Here is a 22,524-nt window from a genome sequence, read left to right as displayed (position 1 = left end):
ACGAGCGCGGCGGTCCTCGACGAGGGCCGCCGCTGTCGTGTCCCCGGGGTCGGATCGTTCCGGAGCGCTTGCACAGCTTCGTCACGGCTCGGTAACGAAACGTCCAGGTTCGGATTTCGTCACACGGGCGAAACACAATCGCCCTACTTTTGCTCGCATCCACACGGAGGCGTCGCACTCGACCCGATGCGACACACGGCCTCCGTGCCGAGAAAGGGTTCCACGGATGATCAGAACCACCCGCGTCACCACGGCGCTGGCACTGGCGGGAGCAGCCGCAGTGCTGCTCGCGGCATGCTCCACCGCAGGCAGCTCCAGCCCGTCCTCGTCGGCCTCGTCGGCCAAGAAGGACCCGGCGTCCAGCTGCAAGGCCCCCTCATCCCCGAGCACCGACGCGCTGAAGATCGGCACGATCCTGCCGCTCACGGGTTCACTCGCGTACCTGAACCCGCCGGCCGAGTCCGGCGTGGGTCTCGCCGTCGACGACATCAACGCAGCGGGCGGTGTGCTGGACAAGGACGTCTCGATCGACCCGCAGACCGACTCGGGTGACAGCACGGACATGACCGTCTCGAGTTCGGCAGCGACCAAGCTCGTCAACGCGAAGGTTCCCGTGGCGATCGGCGCCGAGTCGTCCTCGGTCACGCTGAACGTGATCGACCAGCTCACCAGCAGCTGCATCGTGGAGATCTCCCCCGCCAACACCGCGACCGACCTGTCCGGCTACTCGTCGTACTACTACCGGACCGCTCCGCCGGACTCGGTGCAGGGTTCCGCGCTCGGGCAGCTCATCACGGGTGACGGCAACGCCAAGGTGGCGTTCATCGTCTTCAACGACACGTACGGCACGGGCCTGCGCAACTCGGTGCAGGAAGCGATCGAGTCGTCCGGCGGCCAGGTCGTCTACGGCGGCAAGGGCAAGGGCCAGGAGTTCCCGCCCGGACAGACCACGTTCTCGTCCGAGGTGACCGCGGCACTGGCCGCCAAGCCGGACGCGATCGTCGTGCTGGCGTTCGACGAGACGAAGTCGATCGTCCCCGAGCTCGTCTCGCAGGGCTGGGACATGTCGAAGACCTACATGTCGGACGGCAACACCGCCGACTACGCCAAGGACTTCGACCCGGGCACGCTGAACGGTGCACAGGGCACGATCCCCGGCGCCTCGCCCAAGGACGACCTGAAGCAGCGTCTGGTCGCGTACTACAAGAAGTCGTCCGGCAAGGACCTCGCTGACTTCTCGTACGCCGCCGAGTCCTACGACGCCACCACCCTGGCCGCGCTGGCCGCGGTGAAGGGCAAGGGCACCGACGCCGGCACCATCCAGGCCAACATGGACAAGGTGTCCGGGGCCGACGGCGGCACCGAGTGCTCGACGTTCGCCGACTGCAAGAAGCTGCTCGACGGCGGCAAGGACATCCACTACACGGGCCCGTCGGGCATCGGTCCGTTCGACGCGAACAACGACCCGTCCAGCGCCTACATCGGCATCTACAAGTTCGACGGGGACAACAAGCCCGTCTACCAGAGCGCCATCCAGGGCTCGGTCAAGAAGTAACACGCGTCACCAGGACGGCCCCGGCAGCACTGCTGTCGGGGCCGTTCCGCGTCCGGCGGCGGCGGGCTCTGCCGTCGCCGAGTCTCGGGCCCGTGGACAGATTGCGGCGTCCGGACGCCGCAATCTGTCCGCCATGCCGAGACTCGGCGCACGGGCCGGACGGTGAACGGCGGCGGGCAGCAGGCGGACGGGAGGCCCGGGCCGGCTCCGTCAGGCGGCTGCCGCGGGCAGCGGGGCGCGCCGGGCGCGCCGGTTCGCCACGAACGAGTCGGTGGTCAGGATCAGCAGCGCGAGCCACACGATCGCGAAGCCGGTCCACCGCGACGGGCTCATCGCCTCGTGCTGGACGGCCACGCCCACGACGAGCTGCATCACCGGGGTCAGGTACTGCGTCAGCCCGAGCGTCGACAGCGACAGCCGGCGGGCCGAGGACGCGAACAGCAGCAGCGGCACCGCGGTCGCCGGGCCCGCGGCGACCATGATCAGCGCGTGCACCCAGCCGGCGCTGCCGAAGGTGATCCCGCCGCCCAGCCCCGTCAGTCCCATCACCACGAGGGCGACGACCGCGACGGGGGTGAGCCACATCGTCTCCATCGTCAGCCCGCTCAGCGCGTCGACCGTGCCACCGACGCGCTTCTTCACCAGGCCGTACAGCCCGAACGAGAACGCCAGCACGATCGAGATCCACGGCATCTGCCCGTACCCGACGGCGATCACCACGACGGCCACGATGCTGATGCCGACCGCCACCCACTGCGCCGGCCGCAGGCGCTCGCGCAGCAGCACGACGCCCAGCGCGATCGTGACGAGCGGGTTGATGAAGTACCCGAGCGCGGCCTCGACCGTGTGGCCGGTCGTCGTCGCGAGGACGTACACGGTCCAGTTCACGACGATGAGCACCGCGGCGACCGCCATGACGCCCATCACCCGGCGTTGCGCGACCAGCGAGCGGGTCCGGCGCCACGAGCGGGTGACGGCGATGCCGACGGCGCAGAACCCCAGCCCGAAGACGATCCGCCAGGCGACGATCTCGAACGCGCCGGCGGGAGCCATCGCGGTGAACAGCAGCGGCATGAGCCCCCAGAGCCCGTAGGCCACGACGGCCTGCAGGACCCCGACGGATGCTTCGCTCCTGGCCACGCGCTCACTCACCCGGCAATGCTACGGACGTGCGCCGACAGGACGACGCAGGCCGGGCCTCCAGGACGGCCACCGCGCCCCGCGACCGGAACGGCGAACGCCCCGCCGGTCCGGGGACCGACGGGGCGTTCGACGAGGAGCTGAGCCTCGGGCTCAGTGCTCGATGACGGCGAGGACGTCGCGAGCGGACAGGACCAGCAGGTCCTCGCCCGAGTACTTGACCTCGGTGCCGCCGTACTTCGAGTAGATGACCTTGTCGCCGACGGCGACGTCGAGCGGGACGCGGTTGCCGTTGTCGTCGATGCGACCCGGACCCACGGCCACGACCTCGCCCTCCTGCGGCTTCTCCTTCGCGGTGTCCGGGATGACGAGACCGGACGCAGTGGTCTGCTCCGCCTCGACCTGACGGATGACGATGCGATCTTCGAGCGGCTTGATGGTGACGGCCACGGTGACCTCTTCTTTCTCGGTACTGACTCGGTAGAGATGAAAACCGGTTGGCACTAGACACACGAGAGTGCCAGGTCCAACTGTAGGGGGCCGCTGGCACTCGGTCAATCCGAGTGCCAGGACTCCCGTCGATGGGAGGATCGTCTCATGGACGCCACCGAACTCGCACAGCTGCTGACGCCGGACGGCATGGCGCTGCTCGACCGGACCCCCGCGGTCTCCGACGGCGGTGAGATCGTCCGGGTGGTCGCACGGCTCCGCAGCGAGGGGCACGACCCGGCGCTCGTCTCCGCGGTCCTGACCCAGGCGAAACTGCGGCAGAAGGCCCGCGGCAAGTTCGGCGACTTCGCCAGCCGGATGCTGTTCACCGAGGCCGGCCTCGAGCAGGCGACACGGCTGTCGGTCGCCGCGCAGCACGCCGGGCGCTTCGCCGCTGCCGGGCTGCGCCGGGTGGCGGACCTGGGCTGCGGCATCGGCGGGGACGCGATGGCGATGGCCGCGCTCGACCTCGACGTCACCGCCGTCGACCGCGACGAGGTCACGGCGGCCGTCGCGACCCACAACCTGGCGCTGTGGGACGACGCCCGCGTCGAGCTCGGCGACGCGGGCACGTTCGACCTGTCCCGCGTGGACGGCGTCTGGATGGACCCGGCCCGACGCACGAGCGGCCACACGAACACCCGCCGACTGGCCGACCCCGACGACTGGTCCCCGTCGCTCGACACGGTGTTCGCCGCCGCCACCACGACCCCGACCGGCGTGAAGCTCGGCCCCGGCATCGACCGCGACCTGATCCCCGACGCGGCCGAGGCGCAGTGGACGTCCGTCGACCGCGAGGTCGTCGAGCTCGCCCTGTGGTTCGGGCCCCTCGCCCGCCCGGGCATCCGACGCGCAGCGACCGTGATCGGCGCCCACGGCATCGCCGAGCTCACGGGCGACGCCGACGCCCCGGACGTCGGGGTCGGCCCGATCGGCGCGTACCTCTACGAACCCGACGGTGCCGTCATCCGGGCCCGGCTGATCGGTGACCTGGCACGGTCGATCGAGGGGAACATGCTGTCGGACGGGATCGCGTACGTGACGAGCGACCAGGCCGTGACGACGCCGTTCGCGCAGGGGTTCCGGGTGCTCGACACCCTGCCGCTCGACGTCAAGCAGCTCAGCGCTCGGCTGGCGGCCGACGGCGTGGGCACCGTGGAGATCAAGAAGCGCGGGGTCGACGTCGACCCCGCGCAGTTCCGGAAGCGCCTGCGGCTGCGCGGCGGCACCCGGCAGGTGACGCTGGTGCTGACCCGCCTGGAGGGCCGCCACACCGCGGTGCTGTGCGAACGGCTCCCACAGGCGGCCAGCTGATCGGACAGCGAGCCGAGGACCGCGGGCCGTTGGCCGCGGTCGACGGTGCCGCGTCGGCCTCGCCGGCCCGTCGGCCGGTCCGTCAGAGGACGAAGGCGCCCGAGTTCGAACCGGAGTCGTAGTCGGAGTAGTTGGCGGACTGCCCGATCGCGAAGACGACCACGGCGATCCACAGGATCCACAGGCCGAGCATGACCCAGCCGGCGATGATGCCGGTGAGCGCCAGACCGCGGCCCCGTTCGCCGCTCTGCTTGATCTTGCCGAGAGCGACGTGGCCGAGGATCGCCCCGGCCGGACCGAGCAGGACCGCGATGAAGAACAGCGGGATCGCGCCGAGGCCGAACACGATCGACAGGATCGCCAGCAGGTTCGTCTTGGGCTGCTGGGCGTAGGGCTGGTACGCCGAGGCGGCGTAGGGGTTCTGCTGCCCCTGCTGCGCGTACGGGTTGTACTGCTGCTGCCCGGGCTGCTGGGCGTACTGGCCGGGCTGGGCGTACTGGCCGGGCTGACCGTTCTGGCCCTGCTGGCCGTACTGACCCGACTGGCCGTACTGGCCCGACTGGTCGTACTGACCGGGCTGGCCGTACTGACCCGGCTGGCTGTACTGGCCAGGCTGCGGCGCCGAGGGGTTCTGCGGGGCCCCGTACTGCGGCTGGGCCGGCTGCTGCGGCTGCTGCCCGTACTGCGGCTGGGCCGGCTGCTGCGGCTGCTGCTGTCCGTACGGCTGCTGCTGGGTGTTCTGGCCGTACCCGTTCGGCTCGGCGGCGGATCCGGGGGCGGGAGTCGACGCATCCGGGCGCTGCCCGTCCGGCTGCTGCTCGCCCGGCTTCGGCCACTGGTTCTGATCGGACACGTTGCACCCCTCCCGACGACCCGTGCGGCCGTCGACAGGAATCCTCCCACAGCCGGCAGCCGCCGGTTCAGACCTGGACGGTCGTCACCGGCAGCGTGGAGTCCGCTGCCAGGCCGAGGTCGCTCGGCGGATGCCCCTCGGCGACCAGCCGGGCACCGACCGCGGCGATCATCGCACCGTTGTCCGTGCACAGGTCGAGCGGCGGGATCCGCAGCTCGACCCCGGCGGCCGCGCAGCGCTCGGTCGCCACGGCACGCAGGCGGGCGTTCGCCACGACACCACCGCCGAGCAGCAGCCGGGGCACGCCGGTGTCACGACAGGCGTTCAGTGCCTTGGTCAGCAGGACGTCGACCACGGCCTCGCGGAAGGACGCGGCGACGTCGGCGACGGGCACCTCGGTCCCCTCGTCGCGGCAGCGTTCGACCCACCGGGCGACCGAGGTCTTCAGGCCCGAGAACGAGAAGTCGTACCGGTGCGCCGCCAGGTCCTTCGGCAGCGTCAGGCCCCGGGGGAACCGGATCGCCGTGGGGTCCCCGTCCGCGGCGGCGCGATCGATCTGCGGCCCGCCCGGGTAGGGCAGGCCGAGCAGCCGGGCGACCTTGTCGAAGGCCTCGCCCGCGGCGTCGTCGATGGTCTCACCGAGCAGCTCGACGTCACCCACCAGGTCGCGGACGAGCAGCAGCGACGTGTGCCCGCCGGACACCAGCAGCGCCACGGTCGGCAGCTCGAGGGCGCTGCCGTCGGCACGCAGCACGTCGGCACCGACGTGGCCGACCAGGTGGTTCACGCCGTACAGCGGCTTGCCGGTGGCCACGGCGAGCGCCTTCGCGGCGCCGACCCCGACCATCAGGGCGCCGGCGAGCCCCGGGCCGGCGGTCACCGCAACGGCGTCGAGCTCGTCGAGGGTCACGCCGGCCTGCGCCAGCGCCTGGGCCAGGGTGGGCGTCATCGCTTCGAGGTGGGCACGGGCCGCGACCTCGGGCACGACCCCGCCGTAGCGCGCGTGCTCCTCCATGCTCGAGGCGATGACGTTGGCCAGCAGGGTCGTGCCGCGGACGATCCCGATGCCGGTCTCGTCGCACGAGGTCTCGATGCCGAGCACCAGCGGTTCAGCCATCCACGGCCTCCTGTCCGATCGGTCCGGGTCGGGTGGCCGCGCTCGGCAGTGCCAGCCGCATCACCCGGGCGTCGACGCCGTCGGGTTGGTAGTAGCGCGGCCGGGTGGCGATGTGCTCGAACCCGAACGCGGTGTACATCGCCTGGGCGACGGGGTTGTCGGCGCGGACCTCGAGGAAGACCTCGTGCACGCCACGACGACGGGCCTCGTCCAGCAGCTCGGTGAACAGGGCCCGGCCGATGCCCGACCCGCGGTGCTCGGCGGCGACGGCGATGGTCTGCACGTCGGCGACGGGGTTGCCGGCCAGCGAGGACAGTCCCGCGTACCCGACGACCGTGGGTGCTGGCCCGTCGGTGGTCTCCACGACGACGTAGTGGCCGTGCGGCGACCACAGCTCGGCCGACATCTGCGACGACGACCAGGCATCGGTCGGGAACGAGGCGTGCTCGAGCCACATCACGTCGTCCAGGTCCTGCGGGTGCGCGCGCCGCAGGCGCAGCCCGTCGGGCAGGGTCACCGGGCCACCCGCTTCGGGGCTCCGGGCATGGTGACGTCGGGGTCGCGGAGGTAGAGGGGCGCGTCGTCGGCGAAGGGCGCACCCACGGCGAGCCGGTCTGCAGCGAGCACCCCGAGCCTCCCGGCCGGGATGGTGACGGCGGTGACCCGCCGGAACCCACTGGAGGCCCCCAGCACGTCGTCCAGGTCGGCGGGCCTGGCGAGACCCGGACCCGCGGTGCGTGCGCCGGTCTGGTCGTGGACGCTCCAGTGGACCTCGCGGCGACGGGCGTCGGTGAGGACGACGAACGGCTCGCCGTCGGCCGCTGCCGCCGCGACCGCGTCGTGGCTGACGACGGGATGGACGGGGACGCCGCGCGCCGCGGCGAACGTGCGGGCGGCGGCGATGCCGACGCGCAGACCCGTGAAGGGGCCGGGTCCCATGCCGGCGACGACGCCCGTGACGTCGGCGGCGGTGATGCCGGCGTCGGACAGGACGTCCTGCAGGAACGGGCCGATCACCTCGGCGTGGCGGCGGGTGTCCTCGGTGGACCGTTCGGCCAGGACCTGGCGGGTGGCGGGGTCGACCACGGCGACGGAGGTCCCGGCGGAGGTGTCGATCGCGAGCAGCACCCGTCCATCGTAGGCGCGCGCTCGGGCCGCATCACCCCCGGTGGCCTGTCCCCCGTTCGCTGGGAATGTGCCGTCAGCCTGGGAAGACACCCGGCGTGGTACATGGACAGGTCGATCGCGGACAGACGGTCTGGTTCGCCCTCCCACTGGGGACACCCCGGCACTTCCGCACTCGGAGAGGTGACCGACAGGCTCTTGTACGAGCCCGTCGGGAGGGCTCCATCCCAAGGAGTGTCCGCTCATGCACAAGCGCTTCACCAGGACGGCGTTGGTCGCCCTCGTCGTCACCTCGGCTCTGATCGCCGCGCCGCTGGCGGACGGCAGCGCCGCGCAGGCCGCCGGGGTGCCGGTCGGCAACATCGGCAAGTTCAAGCAGAACTACCTCGAGTCCTTCAGCACCGCCGCCGCGGCGAACGGTCCGTTCGCGAAGACCTACGCCAACTCGTGGCAGCCCTACCCGGACGGGATGGGCAACGGCCAGTACTGGTCCGGGTCCCAGATCAGCGCCACGGGCGGGATGATGGACATCGCACTCAGCGGCACGCGTGGCGCGGCCGGGACCTTCGGCACGAAGAACGGCGCGTGGTCGTTCGTCGGCGGGAAGTTCACCGTCCGGGCCCGGGCCGTGGGCGGCGACACGAACGGTGCGGCGTTCATCCTCTGGCCGACCTCGAACAACTGGACCGAGGGCGAGATCGACTACCCGGAGGCGAACTACGAGACGTCCCCGATGCTGCACCAGCACTCGATGATCGCCGGCAAGGAGGACACCGCGACGAGCGTCTCCACCCGGGTCTCCTGGCGCGACTGGCACACCTACTCGGTCGAGTGGATCCCGGGGAAGTCCGTGCGCTACCTGCTGGACGACCGGGTCATCGCCACCGTGACGAAGGACGTCCCGAAGACCCCGCACCGCTACATGTTCCAGACCGGCAACTGGGGCAAGGCGGGACACCTGTACATCGACTGGATCACCACGTACACGTACCAGCCCTGACCCGTGGCCCGGACCGTTCCGGATCAGGGCGGTCCGGTCGTAGGTTGGGGCCCATGGGCGACGTACAGGACGACGGGCCGTTCTTCCACGGCACCACCGCGGTGCTGCAGGCGGGTGATCTGCTGACCGCGGGGTTCCGGTCGAACTACCGGCCCGAGGTGGTGATGCGCCACGTGTACTTCACGGCGCTGCCGGACGGGGCAGGCATGGCGGCGGAACTCGCCGTCGAGCTGCGCGCCCGTGCGAGCGCGGAGTCCGAGGCGGTCGCGCCGCACGACCCCGCCGAGCCGGTCGCGGGGGTCGCGCCGCACGTGTACCGCGTCGAGCCGACCGGCCCGTTCGAGGACGACCCGAACGTCACGGACAAGAAGTTCCCCGGCAACCCCACGCGCTCGTACCGCAGTACCGAGCCGGTCCGGGTGGTGGCCGAGGTCACCGACTGGACCCGGCTGACACCCGAGGCCCTGCAGTGGTGGCGGGAGCGGATCGTCGACCGGCCCGCTGACGAGCGCGGGGAGATCCTGAACTGATCCCGCGGTCCGCGCGCGCTCTCATCCGAAGGGATGGTGTGCGGGACCTCGTCCCGATGCCGGTCGTCCGGGTGAACGCTGGTTCCTAGCGTCGATGTGTGGCCGAACGTCGGCCGCACCCCGACGGAGGACATCATGACCACCATCGACCACCCGCGGACGACGGCCCCGCGCCCGAGCGCCCCGAACGTCGTCCAGCGGCACCCGCTCGTCGCGTTCGCCGTGCTGGCGTGCGGCCTCAGCTGGCTCGCCTGGATCCCCTACGTGCTGTCCCCGCACGGCCTGGGCGTGTGGGACCTGCACATCCCGGAACTGCTCGGCTCCGGCCAGCTCGCCGGGGTCCTGCCCGGGGCGCTCCTCGGGCCGCTCGGTGCCGCGTTCGTCGTGACGGCGGCCACCGACGGCCGTGCCGGTCTCCGCACCTGGGTCGGGCGGCTCTGGCGCTGGCGCGTCTCGTGGCGCTGGTACGTGCTCGCCCTGGTCGCGGTGCCGCTCGTCGTCGTGGCCGCCGGCGCAGTCGCATCCGGTGGTGTGATGCGTGCACCGTCGCTGCTGGCGCTCGCCACGATCATCCCCGGGCTGGCCCTGCAGATGGTGACGACGGGCCTGTCCGAGGAGCCCGGGTGGCGCGACTTCGCGCTCCCCCGCCTGCAGCGCCGCTTCGGCCCGCTCGGTGCCGCCGCCGTGCTCGGTCCGCTCTGGGCCCTCTGGCACATGCCCCTGTTCCTCAGCGACTGGGGCGGCTGGCCGGACGCGCACTGGACGGCCCCGGTCCTCTTCGCCGGCTTCACGATCACCTTCAACGTCGTCATGGCGTGGGTGTTCAACCGCACCGGCGAGAGCCTGCCGCTGTCGATGCTGCTGCACGTGGGCGTGAACAACACCGTCTCGGTGCTGTGGACCGACATGTTCCCGGGCATCGACGGCGATCGCGGCGTGCTCGTCCTGTTCGTCGGCGCGACGGTGGCAGCGACGGCGATCGTGATCGGCACGCGCGGCCGGCTCGGGTACACCGGCGACCGCGACGTACGCACCTCCCTAGACTCGGCTCATGGCCAGCGCTGACGCCCGCACGGACACGGCCGTCCGTCGCCGGGACGTCGTCGTCGCGACCCTCACCGCGATCGTCGGCGTCGGGCTGCTGCTGTCCCTCCCCGCGATCGACGCCGCCGACCCGGACGGTGCCTCGCTGGGCGTCCCCGCCCTCGGGCGGGACCAGGGCACCGGTGGGTGGTGGCTGCTGCTGGTCGTGCTGCTCGCGCAGTCCGCGGCGCTGGTGCCGGTCCGCCGGATGCCGGGATCCGTGCTCGTGGCCACCGCGGTGCTCGCGCTCCTGCCGGCGGCGGTGAGCGGTCCGCTGTACGGCCTGTCGGCGCTGCCGGTGGGGGTCGCGGTCGTCCTGCTCGTGCTCACCGTGCCGCCGCTCAGCCGATGGGCAGCCCTCGGTGGTGCGGCGGTCCTGGTGGCCGCCGGTGTCACGGTGAACTCGTCCACGGCGTACGGCGCACCCGTCGTCGCCGGAGTCGGCCAGGGCCTCCTGCAGGCGGTGGGCGTCATCGCGCTGCCGCTGCTCGCGACCCTGGTGGTGCGGTCCCGCCGCGAGGTCACCACCGCCCGTCGGGACGAACAGCGCGCGCTGGTGGCCGAACACCAGGCGATGGTCGACGCCACCCTGTCCCGTGAACGGGCGGCGATGGCCCGCGAACTCCACGACATCGCCGCGCACCACCTGTCCGGCATCGCGCTGATGGCCGGAGTGGTCGACCGACAGATCGACACCGAACCGGACAAGGCGCACGCGGGCGTCCGGCAGGTCCGTGCACAGAGCACGGCCGTCCTCGACGACCTGCGCCGCCTGGTCGGGCTGCTCCGTGACGACACGACTGCCGAGCGGTCGGTCGAGACCTTCGCGACGATCCCCGCGCTGGTCGACCGGGCACCCGTCGAGGCCGCGTACTCCGTCCTGACGGACCACCCCGAGGCTCCGGTGGGTGCCGGCGTCGGTCCGCTCGCACAGCTCGCCGCGTACCGCACCGTCCAGGAGGCCCTGACCAACGCCGCCACGCACGCCACGGGTGCCCTGTGCACCGTCCAGGTCGACGACCGGTCCCCGGACCGCGTCACGATCGTGGTCCACAACGACGCACCGACACGCGCGTCCACCGGTCACCCGGCCGTGCCGCCGACCTCCTCGGGCGGGTTCGGGCTGGTCGGCATGCGGGAGCGCGCGGACCTGGTCGGGGCGGACCTGTCGTACGGCCCCGCGTCGGACGGCGGTTGGGACGTGCGACTCGTCCTGCCCCGGGACGGGTCGACACCGTGATCCGCGTGCTCGTCGCCGACGACCAGGCACTCGTGCGGGCCGGCGTCGTCGCACTGCTGGACGGGGAGCCGGACATCCAGGTGGTCGGCGTCGCGAGCGACGGCGCCGAGGCCCTGGCGCTCGCCCGGAGCACCCGTCCGGACGTGGCCTGCCTGGACATCCGGATGCCGGTGGTCGACGGCATCGAGGTCGCCCGGCAGCTCTGCGCTCCCGACGCCGACCCTGCCGTGTCCGTGCTCATGCTGACGACGTTCGACCTGGACGACCTGGTGTTCGGCGCGCTCGAGGCCGGGGCGTCCGGCTTCCTGCTCAAGGACGCCGACCCGGACACGATCATCGACGCCGTGCGGCAGGTCGCTGCGGGCAACGGCACGATCGACCACCAGCTCACGCGACGGGTCCTGCGGGAGTTCGTCGAGCGCCGGCAGCTGCAGCCGGTGACGGGGGACCGCGCGGACGGCCTGCTCACCGCCCGTGAACGCGACGTGCTGCTGTTGCTGGCGCAGGGCATGTCGAACGAGGAGATCGCCGGGGCGCTCGTCGTCGAGCTGTCGACGGTGAAGTCGCACGTCGCCCGGATCCTGCCGAAGCTCGGCGTCCGGTCACGGCTGCAAGCCGTGGTGTGGGCCTACCAGAACCGCATCGTCCGCCCCGCCGACGACTAGAGCGAGACGCGGTCCCAGCGCGGGCCCGAACCCGTGACGACGACGCGGCGCGGTTCGTCGGGCACGTCGTCGGGGTCGAGGTCCTGGTCGGCACCGGCCGCGTCGGCACCGGTCGAGCGGCTGATCTCGACGTCGAGCACGCTGTCGCTGATGCCGTCGACCATGCCGCGGCCCCACTCGACGACGACGATCGCGCCGTCCCAGTCGAGGTCGAGGTCGTCGAGCTCGACGGGGTCGCTCAAGCGGTAGGCATCGACGTGCACCAGGTCGGGTCCGGCCGTCGTGGGATGGGTCCGTGCGAGCACGAACGTCGGGCTCGACACCTGACCACGGGCACCCAGAGCAGCCCCGAGTCCGCGGGTCATCGTCGTCTTGCCGGCCCCGAGCGGCCCCGTCAGCACGACGAGGTCACCGGCACGCAGCACCTGGGCGAGCCGGGCACCGAGCTCCCCCATCGCCGCAGTCGTCGCGACGGAGGTGTCGAGCAGGACGGTCACGGGTGCTCCCCGCGCAGGTGATCGCCGACGCGGCCCTCGACGGAGTGCCCCTCGTAGACCCGCGGGACCCGCTGCCCGATCCGGCAGACGATCTCCTCGCCGATCGTGTCGAGCGCCTGACCCCACTCGAGGACGGTCATCTCGTCGTGCTCACCCGTGCCGAACAGCACGACGGTGTCGCCCACGCGCACGTCGTCGTCCCCGACGTCCACCAGGAACTGGTCCATCGCCACCCGGCCGGCGATCGGGTAGCGCGTGCCGCCGATCGCGACCTCGACCCGACCCTGCGCCAGCCGCGGGACACCGTCCGCGTACCCGACGGGCACCAGCGCGAGCGTCGTCTCGGTCGCGGTGCGGTACGTGTAGTCGTACGACACTCCGGTGCCCACCGGCACCCGCTTGGTCTTCGCCACCGAAGCCGTCAGCGTCATCACGGGTTCCAGCCCCAGATCGGCTGCCGACACACCGTCGGCGCCCGGGATGCCGAACAGGTTGGCACCCATCCGGACCATGTCCTTGCGGTACTCCTTGCGCTCCAGTCCCGCCAGCGACGCCGCGACGTGCTCGACCGGCACGTCGAGCCCCAGGTCCTCGGCCTGCTCCACTGCCTGGTCGAACAGCGACACCGCGCTGGCGTCGTCCTGGTCCGACGACTCGGCCAGGTGCGTGTACGCCGCCACGACCTCGATCCGCCCCGCACGCTGAGCATCCCGAGCGAGCGCGACGAGCCCGGGCCAGTCGGCCGCCGAGGCGCCGTCGCGGTGCAGCCCCGTGTCGACGCCGAGGTGCACGCGCGCCGGTCGGTGGTCGACGGCGTCGATGACGCGCTGCAACTCGGCGACGTTCGACACACCCAGGTCGACCGCGGAGTCGATCGCGTCGCGGAAGTCCAGCGCAGGGTCGTGCTGCCACGTGAACAGGTGGACGTCCTCGCCCACACCGATCGACCGGAGCCGCAGCGCCGCAGGCACCGTCAGCACGCCGATCCACCGGACGCCGGCATCGACGGCGGCGAGCGCGATGGGCTCGAGGCCGTGCCCGTAGGCGTCGGCCTTCATGATCGCCATCAGCTCGACCGGGTCCATCCACTCGCGGACCAGGTCGAGGTTGGCGCGGTAGGCATCCAGGTCGATCACGGCCTGGCGCAGGCGCGCACTCACGTCGTCCTCCGTTCGATGCTCCGCCCGAGCCGGGCGACGACCTCGTAGTTGATGGTGCCGACGGCCGCTGCCCAGTCCTCGACCGCGGGGTCGCCGTTCGCAGGGTCGCCCCACAGCACGACCTCGTCGCCGACGGACACGTCCGCGTCCCCGATGTCGACGTGCATGGCGTTCATCGCGACCCGGCCGACGACCGCGAAGCGTGCGTTCCCGATGCGGACCGACACGTGGTTGCCGAACGCCCGGTCGAGGCCGTCGGCGTACCCGAGCCCGATGACCGCCAGCCGCGTGTTGGTCTGGGCACGCCAGGTGTAGCCGTAGCTGACGCCGTCGCCGGCCGGGACGTCGACGGTGCGCAGGACCGATGCCGTCAGGCGCATCGCCGGGCGCAGGCCGAGGTCGGCCGACGAGCGGTCGGCGAACGGACTGAGACCGTACAGCGCGATCCCGACCCGGGCCAGGTCGCGACGGGTCTCGGGGAGCGCCATGCTCGCCGCACTGGCAGCGAGGTGCACGACGTCCGGACGGATGCCACGCGCCGCCAGGCCGTCCAGCGCTCGCTGCAGCCCGGCGTCCTGGTCGAGGTCGTCGGTGCGCGAGGCGTTCGACAGGTGCGACATGAGCCCCTCGACGCGGGTCCGGGCTCCGCTGCGTGCCAGGGCACCGGCCCGGTCGAACAGCTCGGGCCACTCGGACTCCACCGCGCCGTTCCGGCTGAGACCCGTGTCGACGCAGACGTGCACGGCCGGGACCTCGGCGTCCGCGGCGCTCGAGAGCTGCTCGACGCTCGACACCGCCGGGGTGATGCCGAACTGGGCCGCGCGGCGGAAGTCCTCGTCGGGCGCGTGCAGCCACGCCAGGATCCGGACGTCCTCGTCGATGCCCGCCTGGCGGAGCGCGATCCCCTCGTCGATGTCGGCGACGCCGAGCCAGTCGGCGCCGGCGTCGACGAACGCCCGGGCGGCGTCAGCCGCACCGTGTCCGTACCCGTTCGCCTTGACGACCGCCATGACGCCGGACGGAGCCACCTGTTCGGCGAGCGTCGCGTAGTTGGCGATCAGAGCCTCCCGGTCGAGGGTGATGCCCGTGAACGCACTCAAGCCGTGTCCCCTGCTCCTTCGATGACGACGAATGCCGTCGCGATCCCACCATCATGCGAGAGCGACAGGTGCACGGACATGACGCCACGCGCGCCCGCCACCTGCTGCGCCTGCCCGCGGAGCGTCAGCGACGGGTTCCGCTGGTCGTCGGACACGACCTCGAGGTCCTGCCAGCTCAACCCCGCACTCGACCCGAACGCCTTGATCAGTGCCTCTTTCGCCGCGAAGCGCGCGGCGAGCGACGCCACCGGACGGGGCTCCCCGTCGCGCACCTGCTCCGCCGGGGTGAACAGGCGCGTCCGCATGGCGGGTGTGCGGGTCAGCACCCGCTCGAAGCGTTGCAGGTCGACCACGTCGACACCGATGCCGATGATCACGGTCCGACTACTCGACGGTGACCGACTTCGCCAGGTTGCGTGGCTGGTCGACGTCGAGTCCCTTGGCGGCGGCGAGCTCCATGCCGAACATGTGCAGCGGCGCGACGGCCAGCAGCGGCTCGAAGAGCGGCGTGGCGAGCGGGATGCGCAGCACCTCGTCGGCGAAGGGCAGCACGGCGGCGTCCCCTTCTTCTGCGATCGCGATGACCCGGGCACCGCGCGCGCGGATCTCCTGGATGTTCGACACGACCTTCGGGTGCAGCGAGCGGGCGTCACGCGGCGACGGCACGATGACGAAGACGATCTGGCCCGGCTCGATGAGTGCGATCGGACCGTGCTTGAGCTCGCCGGCGGCGAAGCCCTCGGCGTGGATGTAGGCGAGCTCCTTGAGCTTCAACGCACCTTCGAGGGCGATCGGGTACCCGACGTGGCGGCCGAGGAACAGCACGCTGCGGGTGTCCGCCATCCACTTCGCCAGCTCGGCGACCCCGGAGGCGTCCTCGATGGTCTGCTGCAGCTTGGCCGGCAGCCCCTCGAGCTCGGCGACCTGCTCGGCGATCTGCTCGGGCGTCATCGTGCCGCGGATGGTGGCCAGGTGCAGCCCCAGCAGGTACAGCGCGACGCCCTGCGCCAGGAACGCCTTGGTCGATGCGACGGCGACCTCGGGGCCGGCGTGCGTGTAGATCACCGCATCGGACTCACGCGGGATCGTCGCACCCTGGGTGTTGCAGATCGAGAGCACCTGGGCACCCTGCTCACGCGCGTACTTGACGGCCATGAGCGTGTCCATCGTCTCGCCGGACTGGCTGATCGACACGACCAGGGTGTTCTCGTTCAGCACGGGGTCGCGGTACCGGAACTCGTGCGCGAGCTCGACCTCGACCGGCACGCGGGCCCACTGCTCGATGGCGTACTTGCCGAGCATGCCAGCGTACGCCGCGGTGCCGCAGGCGATCACGATCACGCGGTCGACGTGCTGCAGACGCTCGGCGATCGGCGCGAGGTCGGTCAGCGTGACCGCACCGTCGTGCACGCGGCCGAGGACCGTCTTGGCGACGGCCTCGGGCTCTTCCGAGATCTCCTTCGCCATGAACGAGGACCAGCCGCCCTTGTCCGCGGCCGAGGCGTCCCAGTTCACCTCGAACTCGTCCGGGTCGGCGCGCGTGCCGTCGAAGTGGATGACGTCGACGCCGTCGGGACGGATCGTCGCGATCTCGTCCTGCCCGATCGACAGCGCCCGCTGCGTGTAGGCCACGAACGCGGCGACGTCGGAGCCCATGAAGTTCTCGCCGTCGCCAAGCCCCACCACCAGCGGCGAGTTGCGACGGGCGCCGACCACGACACCGGGCTGGTCGGCGTGCACGACCAGCAGCGTGAAGGCGCCGTCGAGTCGCTGCACGGCCTGCTGCATCGCCGTGGTCAGGTCGCCCGTGGCGCGGAAGGCACGGGCGACCAGGTGCGCGGCGACCTCGGAGTCGGTCTCGCTGAGGAACTCGACGCCCTCGGCGACCAGTTCCTCGCGCAGCGCCGAGAAGTTCTCGATGATGCCGTTGTGGATGAGCGCGAGCTTGCCGCCGTCGGCCAGGTGCGGGTGCGCGTTCTCGTCCGTCGGTCCGCCGTGTGTGGCCCAGCGCGTGTGACCGATGCCGGTGCCACCGTCGTGGATCGGGTGCGCCTCGAGCTCGTCCACGAGGGCCTGCAGCTTGCCGGCCTTCTTCGCCGAGGTCATGTCGCCCGACGGGTCGATCACCGCGATGCCGGCCGAGTCGTACCCGCGGTACTCCAGCCGACGCAGGCCCCCCAGGAGCACGTCCGTGCTGCTGTTGCTGCCGACGTAACCCACGATTCCACACATGGCGTCGATCTTATGGTCTCCTCCGACCACCACCTTGTGAGGAGACCAGATCGAGACCGGTCGTGCGGTCTCGTGCTTTCTCGACAACTCTGTCGCGAAAGACAGAATCACGTAGAATCAGACAGATGCACGCCCAGTTGAACCCGTACGCCCCCGGCGCCGGCCTCCGTCCACCCGAGCTCGTCGGCCGGCAGCTCGAAGTGGACGCGTTCGATCTGCTGGTTGCTCGGTCGCGTCGTGGGCAGACCGGACGGAGCCTGGTGCTCCATGGCCTCCGAGGAGTCGGCAAGACGGTGCTGCTCAACCAGTTCCGGATCCAGGCGGACGGCGCCGGCTGGCTCGTCGTCGACGTCGAAGGGCAGACCTCGGACTCCGGACGACAGACGACTCGGCGGCGCCTGGCCCGCGAGATCGCGCTCGCTGCCCGGCGACTGCATCGCGGACGCGCGATGTCCGCCGCGGTGCGGGACGCGCTCGCCACCGTCAAGTCCTTCGGTGTGCAGTTCGGCGGGCTCGGGTTCTCGATCGACATCGACGCAGCATCGGGACGAGCCGACACGGGCGTGATCGAGATCGACCTCGAGGAACTCATCGAGGACCTCGCGCCGGCCCTCCGCGAGCAACAGCGGGTGATCGCCCTGTTCATCGACGAACTCCAGGACCTCGAACCCGAGCTCCTGGGGGCGTTGCTCACGGTCCAGCACCGCGCCGGGCAACGGGGGTGGCCGTTCGTCGTGGTCGGAGCCGGGCTCCCGAGCGTTCCGGGCGCACTCACGTCCGCGAAGTCCTCCGCCGAGCGCCTGTTCGACTACCGCGAGATCGGCTCGTTGCCGTCAGGCGCCGCGGCAGACGCGCTCGTGCTCCCGGCGCGACGTGCTGGCGTGACCTTCGACGCGAGTGCCCTCGACGTCCTGCTCGACGCGGCCGGCGGGTACCCCTACTTCCTGCAGACCTACGGGGCAGCGGCGTGGGATCTCGCCGAGGACAAGCGCATCACCGAGGCAGACGCTGTGGGCGCGATCGATCGTGGCAACGCAGAACTCGACAGCGGGTTCTTCCCCGGCCGTTGGGCGAGTGCGACGCCCTCCGAACGGCAGTACCTCGTCGCCATGGCCGATGACGAGGACGGCGAGTCCTCGACCGGAGCGGTGGCCTCGCGGCTCGGCGTTGCGGCGAACGCAACGAGTCAGGCCCGGCACGGCCTGATCAGCAAGGGAATCGTGTTCGCACCGCAGCGCGGCAGGATCGCCTTCACCGTGCCGCACATGCGCGCGTTCGTCCGTCGTCAGGCCGATCTCGACATGGTCGACTAGGTTCCGGTCCATGGGACGTTTCGACGAGATCGCCATCACCACGCTGCACGGCGAGCAGACCACCTTCGGCGAGTACGGCGACAAGGCGGTGCTCGTGGTGAACGTCGCGTCGCGCTGCGGACTCGCACCGCAGTACGAGCAGCTCGAGGAGCTCCAGAAGACCTACGGCCCGCGCGGCTTCACGGTGCTGGGCTTCCCGAGCAACCAGTTCCTGCAGGAGCTCGGCTCGTCCGAGGCCATCGACGAGTACTGCTCCACCACCTGGGGTGTGACCTTCCCGATGTCCGAGAAGGTCAAGGTCAACGGCGGCGGCGCACACCCGCTGTACAAGGAGCTCAAGCAGACGCCAGACGCCGCGGGCAAGGCCGGCCGCGTGATCTGGAACTTCGAGAAGTTCCTCGTCGCCCCGGACGGCACCGTCACCCGCTTCCGTCCGACCACCAAGCCCGACGCCCCCGAGGTCATCGCCGCCATCGAGGCAGCGCTCCCCGCCTGATCCGTCGCCCTCGGTCGCGCCCGGCGCGACCCGCGGTTCCGGACGGGAGGCCCGGATCGCGTGCGCCGATCGGCGCACGTGATCCGGGCCTCCCGTCTGTACGCTCGATCCCATGCCGATCCCGGAGACCACCGTCGCGCACCCCACCCCCTTCGTGGAGATCCCGCGCGCGGAGTGGTCCCAGCTCGCGCCGAAGGAGCACCTGTCCCTGACGGAGCGCGAGATCGTCCAGCTGCGCGGGCTGGGTGACCGGCTCGACATCCACGAGGTGCAGGAGGTCTACCTCCCACTGTCGCGGCTGCTCACGCTCTACGCCGCCGGCGCGCGGAACCTGCACGCCGAGACCAGCCGGTTCCTGGGCGAGCGGGCCGGACGCACCCCGTTCGTGATCGGCGTCGCCGGGTCCGTCGCCGTCGGCAAGTCCACCGTCGCCCGACTGCTGCGCGAGCTGACGAAGCGCTGGCCGGACACCCCGCGGGTGGAACTCGTGACGACCGACGGGTTCCTGTACCCGAACGCCGAGCTCGAACGCCGCGGGATCATGGACCGCAAGGGCTTCCCCGAGTCCTACGACCGACGCTCCCTGCTGCGCTTCGTCAGCCAGGTGAAGAGCGGCGCGACCGAGGTCCGGGCGCCGTACTACTCGCACCTGGTCTACGACATCGTGCCCGACGCCGAGATCGTCGTGCGGCAGCCGGACATCCTCATCGTCGAGGGTCTCAACGTGCTCGCACCGCCGTTGCACGGGCGTCTGGCGCTGTCGGACCTGTTCGACTTCACGATCTACGTCGACGCGAAGACCAAGGACATCGAGTCCTGGTACGTCGACCGGTTCCTGGCGCTGCAGGAAGCGGCCTTCGCCAGCCCGGACTCGTTCTTCCACCGGTTCGCGTCACTGTCGCGCGAGGACGCCGTCGAGACGGCGACCCAGGTGTGGCGGGCGATCAACGAGCCCAACCTGCTCGAGAACGTGCTGCCCACGCGCTCGCGGGCGACGCTCGTGCTGAAGAAGGGCGCGAACCACACGGTCAACTCGGTCCTGCTCCGCAAGATCTAGCGCGGCGGGGCCCGGGCGCGGGCCCGGCGCCGGGCTCGCGGTTCGCACCCCCGCAACGACATCGCGCCCCGTCTGCACGGGGCGCGATGTTCGTCAGCGGGCGCGAAGCGGACCGAGCTACGCGGCGTCGAGCGCCAGACGGTCCTCGACGACCGCGGCGAGTTCCTCGGCGATGCGCTGGGCGTCCTCCTGCGAGGCGGCCTCGACCATCACGCGCACGACGGGCTCGGTTCCCGACGGACGCAGCAGCACACGGCCGGTGTCCCCGAGCGCGGCCGAGGCGGCAGCCACGGCGTCCTGCACACCCTGGTCGGCGAGCCCGTGGCGGTCGACACCCTTGACGTTGAGCAGCACCTGCGGGAAGACCGTCATGCACGCGGCGAGCTCGTGCAGCGTCTTGCCGGTGCGGGCCATCTCGGCGACCAGGTGCAGCCCGGTCAGGATGCCGTCGCCCGTGGTGGCGTACTCCTGGAAGATGATGTGCCCGGACTGCTCCCCGCCGAGCGAGTAGCCGCCCTCGTTCATCTTCTCGAGCACGTAGCGGTCACCGACGCCGGCCTCGATCACGGTGATGCCCGCGTCGGACATCGCGCGCTTGAGACCCAGGTTCGACATGACCGTCGCCACCAGGGTGTCGGCCACCAGGTGCCCGCGCTCCTGCAGCGACAGGGCCAGGATCGCCATGATCTGGTCGCCGTCGATGGCGTTGCCCAGCGCGTCGACCGCCAGGCACCGGTCGGCGTCACCGTCGTGCGCGATCCCGATGTCGGCACCGGCTTCGAGCACGGCACGCGACAGGTTGTCGATGTGGGTCGAGCCGACCCCGTCGTTGATGTTCCAGCCGTCCGGGTCCGCGCCGATGAGCGTCACGCGGGCTCCGGCGTTGACGAAGACCTCGGGCGAGACCCCGGCAGCGGCACCGTTCGCGCAGTCGAGCACCACGTGGATGCCGTCCAGCCGGTGCGGCAGCGTGCCGAGCAGGTGCACGACGTAGCGGTCCTCGGCATCAGCGAACCGGGTGATGCGGCCGACACCGATGCCCGTCGGCGTGGGGGCCGAGTGGTCGTGCATGGCGGCCTCGATGCGGTCCTCGACCTCGTCGGGGAGCTTCTTGCCGCCCGTGGCGAAGAACTTGATCCCGTTGTCGGGCGCCGGGTTGTGCGAAGCGGAGATCATCACACCGAAGTCGGCGTCGACGTCCGCCACCAGGAACGCGGCGGCGGGCGTGGGGATGACCCCGGCGTCGAGCACGTCGACGCCGGCGGAGGCGAGCCCGGCCGCCACAGCGGCACCCAGGAACTCACCGGAGACGCGCGGGTCGCGCGCCAGGACCGCGCGGGGGCGCGGTCGGCCGGACGCCCGACGGGCGTCCGCATGGTGTCCGTGCGTGAGCACGGCCGCGCTCGCCTGGGCAAGACCCAGTGCGAGCGCGGCCGTCAACTCGCCGTTGGCGAGGCCACGAACGCCGTCGGTACCGAACAGACGCGGCATTGCATCCTCCGCCGTCGGTTGATCAGCGCTTCGAGAACTGCGACGCCTTGCGGGCCTTCTTGAGACCGGCCTTCTTGCGCTCGATGACGCGAGCGTCACGGGTGAGGAAGCCAGCCTTCTTGAGGATCGCGCGGTTGTTCTCGCGGTCGATCTCGTTCAGCGTGCGCGCGATGGCCAGGCGGAGTGCACCGGCCTGACCCGAGGGGCCACCACCCGTGATGCGGGCGGTCACGTCGTACGAGCCCAGGAGCTCGAGCACCTTGAACGGGTCGTTGATGAGCTGCTGGTGCAGCTTGTTCGGGAAGTAGTCCTCGAGCGTGCGGCCGTTCACGACGAACGTGCCGGAGCCCGGGACGAGCCGGACGCGCGCGATTGCCTCCTTGCGGCGCCCGACGGCACCGCCGGAGACGTTGAGGATCTGACGGGGAGCGGCCTCGGCAGCGGCGGGTGCGCTCTCCGTGGTGAAGCTCTCCGGGGTCTGGTCGAGGGAGTCAGCGATCTGAGCCATGAGTTTTCTCTGTTCCTTGGAAGTCGTCGTGGCCGGGCGTTACTGCGAGACCTGGTCGAAGGTGTACGTCTTGGGCTGCTGCGCGGCGTGGGGGTGCTCGGCACCCGCGTACACCTTGAGCTTCTTGAGCTGCTCGCGGCCCAGCGTGTTCTTCGGCAGCATGCCGCGGATCGCCTTCTCGACGGCGCGGGTCGGGTGCTTCTCGAGCATCTCCGGGTACGACGTCGCGGTCAGGCCGCCCGGGTAGCCCGAGTGACGGTAGTAGACCTTCTTGGCGAGCTTGGAGCCGGTGAGGGCGACCTTGTCCGCGTTGACGATGATGACGTAGTCACCCATGTCCATGTGCTGGGCGAAGGTGGGCTTGTGCTTGCCGCGGAGCAGGGCGGCGACGTGCGAGGCGAGACGGCCGAGGACGACGTCGGTCGCGTCGATGACGATCCAGTCGTGCTGGACGTCTGCCGGCTTCGGTGAGAACGTGCGAGTCACAGGAGTGCTGCTTTCGTGTCGAGGTGAGGAGTCCGTGAATCCCGCTCCGGTCCGGGTTCTGCGCGGCAAAGCC

The 22,524-nt window shown here is 71.2% G+C and carries 24 protein-coding genes; 10 read left to right on the top strand and 14 right to left on the bottom strand.

The window, feature by feature from the left end; all coding sequences use genetic code 11:
* The first annotated feature begins 226 nt into the window (after window positions 1-226).
* A complete protein-coding gene (locus ACLBWP_RS12190) occupies window positions 227-1,555 on the top strand; it encodes an ABC transporter substrate-binding protein (RefSeq protein WP_243563996.1) in 1,329 nt (442 codons plus the stop codon).
* 210 nt (window positions 1,556-1,765) lie between these two features.
* Here the strand turns inward: ACLBWP_RS12190 and rarD are convergent, their stop codons facing one another.
* Both rarD and groES read right to left on the bottom strand, forming a co-directional pair.
* The gene (gene rarD, locus ACLBWP_RS12185) at window positions 1,766-2,707 is read right to left on the bottom strand and encodes an EamA family transporter RarD (RefSeq protein WP_243563997.1); all 942 of its coding nucleotides are present in this window, start codon (window positions 2,705-2,707) and stop codon (window positions 1,766-1,768) included.
* A 141-nt stretch (window positions 2,708-2,848) separates the two neighbouring features.
* Window positions 2,849-3,145, bottom strand: a complete 297-nt coding sequence (gene groES, locus ACLBWP_RS12180) for a co-chaperone GroES (RefSeq protein WP_056121496.1) — start codon at window positions 3,143-3,145, stop codon at window positions 2,849-2,851.
* A gap of 147 nt (window positions 3,146-3,292) precedes the next feature.
* On the opposite strand from groES, the gene ACLBWP_RS12175 reads away from it, so the two are divergent.
* Window positions 3,293-4,498: a class I SAM-dependent methyltransferase gene (locus ACLBWP_RS12175; protein ID WP_243563998.1), complete on the top strand. Its 1,206-nt coding sequence runs from the start codon at window positions 3,293-3,295 to the stop codon at window positions 4,496-4,498.
* 82 nt (window positions 4,499-4,580) lie between these two features.
* Here the strand turns inward: ACLBWP_RS12175 and ACLBWP_RS12170 are convergent, their stop codons facing one another.
* The 4 genes from ACLBWP_RS12170 to tsaB all read right to left on the bottom strand — a co-directional run bounded on the left by ACLBWP_RS12170 (window position 4,581) and on the right by tsaB (window position 7,596).
* Window positions 4,581-5,351, bottom strand: coding sequence for a DUF4190 domain-containing protein (locus ACLBWP_RS12170; protein ID WP_243563999.1), 771 nt, complete (start codon window positions 5,349-5,351; stop codon window positions 4,581-4,583).
* A gap of 67 nt (window positions 5,352-5,418) precedes the next feature.
* Window positions 5,419-6,468 (bottom strand): tRNA (adenosine(37)-N6)-threonylcarbamoyltransferase complex transferase subunit TsaD, encoded by a 1,050-nt coding sequence (gene tsaD, locus ACLBWP_RS12165; RefSeq protein ID WP_243564000.1) that lies wholly within the window; start codon window positions 6,466-6,468, stop codon window positions 5,419-5,421.
* Entirely contained in the window at window positions 6,461-6,985 is a 525-nt protein-coding gene (rimI, locus tag ACLBWP_RS12160; RefSeq protein ID WP_243564001.1) for a ribosomal protein S18-alanine N-acetyltransferase, read from the bottom strand. The genes tsaD and rimI overlap by 8 nt, the downstream gene beginning before the upstream one ends.
* Entirely contained in the window at window positions 6,982-7,596 is a 615-nt protein-coding gene (gene tsaB, locus ACLBWP_RS12155; protein ID WP_243564002.1) for a tRNA (adenosine(37)-N6)-threonylcarbamoyltransferase complex dimerization subunit type 1 TsaB, read from the bottom strand. Before tsaB ends, rimI begins: the two co-directional genes overlap by 4 nt.
* A gap of 241 nt (window positions 7,597-7,837) precedes the next feature.
* Here tsaB and ACLBWP_RS12150 point away from each other — a divergent pair, with 241 nt between their 5' ends.
* From ACLBWP_RS12150 to ACLBWP_RS12130, 5 genes are all read left to right on the top strand, one after another.
* Window positions 7,838-8,593, top strand: coding sequence for a glycoside hydrolase family 16 protein (locus ACLBWP_RS12150; RefSeq protein ID WP_243564003.1), 756 nt, complete (start codon window positions 7,838-7,840; stop codon window positions 8,591-8,593).
* Between the two features lie 53 nt (window positions 8,594-8,646).
* Window positions 8,647-9,123, top strand: coding sequence for an NAD(+)--rifampin ADP-ribosyltransferase (locus ACLBWP_RS12145; RefSeq protein ID WP_243564004.1), 477 nt, complete (start codon window positions 8,647-8,649; stop codon window positions 9,121-9,123).
* Between the two features lie 135 nt (window positions 9,124-9,258).
* Complete coding sequence (locus ACLBWP_RS12140; RefSeq protein WP_243564005.1) at window positions 9,259-10,188, top strand: CPBP family intramembrane glutamic endopeptidase; 930 nt, start codon at window positions 9,259-9,261, stop codon at window positions 10,186-10,188.
* Window positions 10,175-11,446: a sensor histidine kinase gene (locus ACLBWP_RS12135; RefSeq protein ID WP_243564006.1), complete on the top strand. Its 1,272-nt coding sequence runs from the start codon at window positions 10,175-10,177 to the stop codon at window positions 11,444-11,446. The genes ACLBWP_RS12140 and ACLBWP_RS12135 overlap by 14 nt, the downstream gene beginning before the upstream one ends.
* On the top strand, window positions 11,443-12,111 hold the full coding sequence (locus ACLBWP_RS12130; RefSeq protein ID WP_243564007.1) for a response regulator: 669 nt from the start codon (window positions 11,443-11,445) through the stop codon (window positions 12,109-12,111). Before ACLBWP_RS12135 ends, ACLBWP_RS12130 begins: the two co-directional genes overlap by 4 nt.
* Here the strand turns inward: ACLBWP_RS12130 and tsaE are convergent.
* Genes tsaE through glmS form a run of 5 tightly spaced genes read right to left on the bottom strand, consistent with a single transcriptional unit; the run spans window position 12,108 to window position 17,100 of the window.
* The gene (gene tsaE, locus ACLBWP_RS12125) at window positions 12,108-12,608 is read right to left on the bottom strand and encodes a tRNA (adenosine(37)-N6)-threonylcarbamoyltransferase complex ATPase subunit type 1 TsaE (protein ID WP_308221911.1); all 501 of its coding nucleotides are present in this window, start codon (window positions 12,606-12,608) and stop codon (window positions 12,108-12,110) included. The genes ACLBWP_RS12130 and tsaE overlap by 4 nt on opposite strands.
* On the bottom strand, window positions 12,605-13,768 hold the full coding sequence (alr, locus tag ACLBWP_RS12120) for an alanine racemase (RefSeq protein ID WP_243564008.1): 1,164 nt from the start codon (window positions 13,766-13,768) through the stop codon (window positions 12,605-12,607). Before alr (ACLBWP_RS12120) ends, tsaE begins: the two co-directional genes overlap by 4 nt.
* Window positions 13,765-14,868, bottom strand: a complete 1,104-nt coding sequence (alr, locus tag ACLBWP_RS12115; RefSeq protein ID WP_243564009.1) for an alanine racemase — start codon at window positions 14,866-14,868, stop codon at window positions 13,765-13,767. The genes alr (ACLBWP_RS12120) and alr (ACLBWP_RS12115) overlap by 4 nt, the downstream gene beginning before the upstream one ends.
* Window positions 14,865-15,245: a holo-ACP synthase gene (locus tag ACLBWP_RS12110; RefSeq protein ID WP_243564010.1), complete on the bottom strand. Its 381-nt coding sequence runs from the start codon at window positions 15,243-15,245 to the stop codon at window positions 14,865-14,867. The genes alr (ACLBWP_RS12115) and ACLBWP_RS12110 overlap by 4 nt, the downstream gene beginning before the upstream one ends.
* 7 nt (window positions 15,246-15,252) lie before the next feature.
* Window positions 15,253-17,100, bottom strand: coding sequence for a glutamine--fructose-6-phosphate transaminase (isomerizing) (glmS, locus tag ACLBWP_RS12105; protein WP_243564011.1), 1,848 nt, complete (start codon window positions 17,098-17,100; stop codon window positions 15,253-15,255).
* Between the two features lie 125 nt (window positions 17,101-17,225).
* Between glmS and ACLBWP_RS12100 the strand changes: the two genes are divergently transcribed.
* From ACLBWP_RS12100 to coaA, 3 genes are all read left to right on the top strand, one after another.
* A complete protein-coding gene (locus tag ACLBWP_RS12100; RefSeq protein WP_243564012.1) occupies window positions 17,226-18,413 on the top strand; it encodes an ATP-binding protein in 1,188 nt (395 codons plus the stop codon).
* A 10-nt stretch (window positions 18,414-18,423) separates the two neighbouring features.
* Entirely contained in the window at window positions 18,424-18,909 is a 486-nt protein-coding gene (locus tag ACLBWP_RS12095) for a glutathione peroxidase (protein WP_243564013.1), read from the top strand.
* A 112-nt stretch (window positions 18,910-19,021) separates the two neighbouring features.
* A complete protein-coding gene (coaA, locus tag ACLBWP_RS12090) occupies window positions 19,022-19,966 on the top strand; it encodes a type I pantothenate kinase (RefSeq protein ID WP_243564014.1) in 945 nt (314 codons plus the stop codon).
* 117 nt (window positions 19,967-20,083) lie between these two features.
* Here the strand turns inward: coaA and glmM are convergent, their stop codons facing one another.
* From glmM to rplM, 3 genes are read right to left on the bottom strand one after another with little or no spacing between them, the layout of a single operon-like run.
* Window positions 20,084-21,457, bottom strand: coding sequence for a phosphoglucosamine mutase (glmM, locus tag ACLBWP_RS12085; protein ID WP_243564015.1), 1,374 nt, complete (start codon window positions 21,455-21,457; stop codon window positions 20,084-20,086).
* A gap of 22 nt (window positions 21,458-21,479) precedes the next feature.
* Complete coding sequence (gene rpsI, locus ACLBWP_RS12080; protein ID WP_243564016.1) at window positions 21,480-21,965, bottom strand: 30S ribosomal protein S9; 486 nt, start codon at window positions 21,963-21,965, stop codon at window positions 21,480-21,482.
* A 39-nt stretch (window positions 21,966-22,004) separates the two neighbouring features.
* Window positions 22,005-22,451, bottom strand: coding sequence for a 50S ribosomal protein L13 (gene rplM / locus ACLBWP_RS12075; protein ID WP_243564017.1), 447 nt, complete (start codon window positions 22,449-22,451; stop codon window positions 22,005-22,007).
* Window positions 22,452-22,524: the final 73 nt, after the last annotated feature.

The organism is Microbacterium sp. M1A1_1b (assembly GCF_053345565.1).
The sequence above is the reverse complement of the archived record's forward strand: the minus strand, read 5'-3'. Positions and strand labels throughout refer to the sequence as shown.

Bases quoted from the DNA above. Each gene is read 5' to 3' on its own strand.
- ACLBWP_RS12190 (WP_243563996.1), top strand. From the start codon at position 227: ATGATCAGAACCACCCGCGTCACCACGGCGCTGGCACTGGCGGGAGCA.
- ACLBWP_RS12175 (WP_243563998.1), top strand. From the start codon at position 3,293: ATGGACGCCACCGAACTCGCACAGCTGCTGACGCCGGACGGCATGGCG.
- tsaD (WP_243564000.1), bottom strand. From the start codon at position 6,468: ATGGCTGAACCGCTGGTGCTCGGCATCGAGACCTCGTGCGACGAGACC.
- ACLBWP_RS12150 (WP_243564003.1), top strand. From the start codon at position 7,838: ATGCACAAGCGCTTCACCAGGACGGCGTTGGTCGCCCTCGTCGTCACC.
- ACLBWP_RS12145 (WP_243564004.1), top strand. From the start codon at position 8,647: ATGGGCGACGTACAGGACGACGGGCCGTTCTTCCACGGCACCACCGCG.
- ACLBWP_RS12140 (WP_243564005.1), top strand. From the start codon at position 9,259: ATGACCACCATCGACCACCCGCGGACGACGGCCCCGCGCCCGAGCGCC.
- ACLBWP_RS12135 (WP_243564006.1), top strand. From the start codon at position 10,175: ATGGCCAGCGCTGACGCCCGCACGGACACGGCCGTCCGTCGCCGGGAC.
- glmS (WP_243564011.1), bottom strand. From the start codon at position 17,100: ATGTGTGGAATCGTGGGTTACGTCGGCAGCAACAGCAGCACGGACGTG.
- ACLBWP_RS12100 (WP_243564012.1), top strand. From the start codon at position 17,226: ATGCACGCCCAGTTGAACCCGTACGCCCCCGGCGCCGGCCTCCGTCCA.
- ACLBWP_RS12095 (WP_243564013.1), top strand. From the start codon at position 18,424: ATGGGACGTTTCGACGAGATCGCCATCACCACGCTGCACGGCGAGCAG.
- coaA (WP_243564014.1), top strand. From the start codon at position 19,022: ATGCCGATCCCGGAGACCACCGTCGCGCACCCCACCCCCTTCGTGGAG.
- glmM (WP_243564015.1), bottom strand. From the start codon at position 21,457: ATGCCGCGTCTGTTCGGTACCGACGGCGTTCGTGGCCTCGCCAACGGC.
- rpsI (WP_243564016.1), bottom strand. From the start codon at position 21,965: ATGGCTCAGATCGCTGACTCCCTCGACCAGACCCCGGAGAGCTTCACC.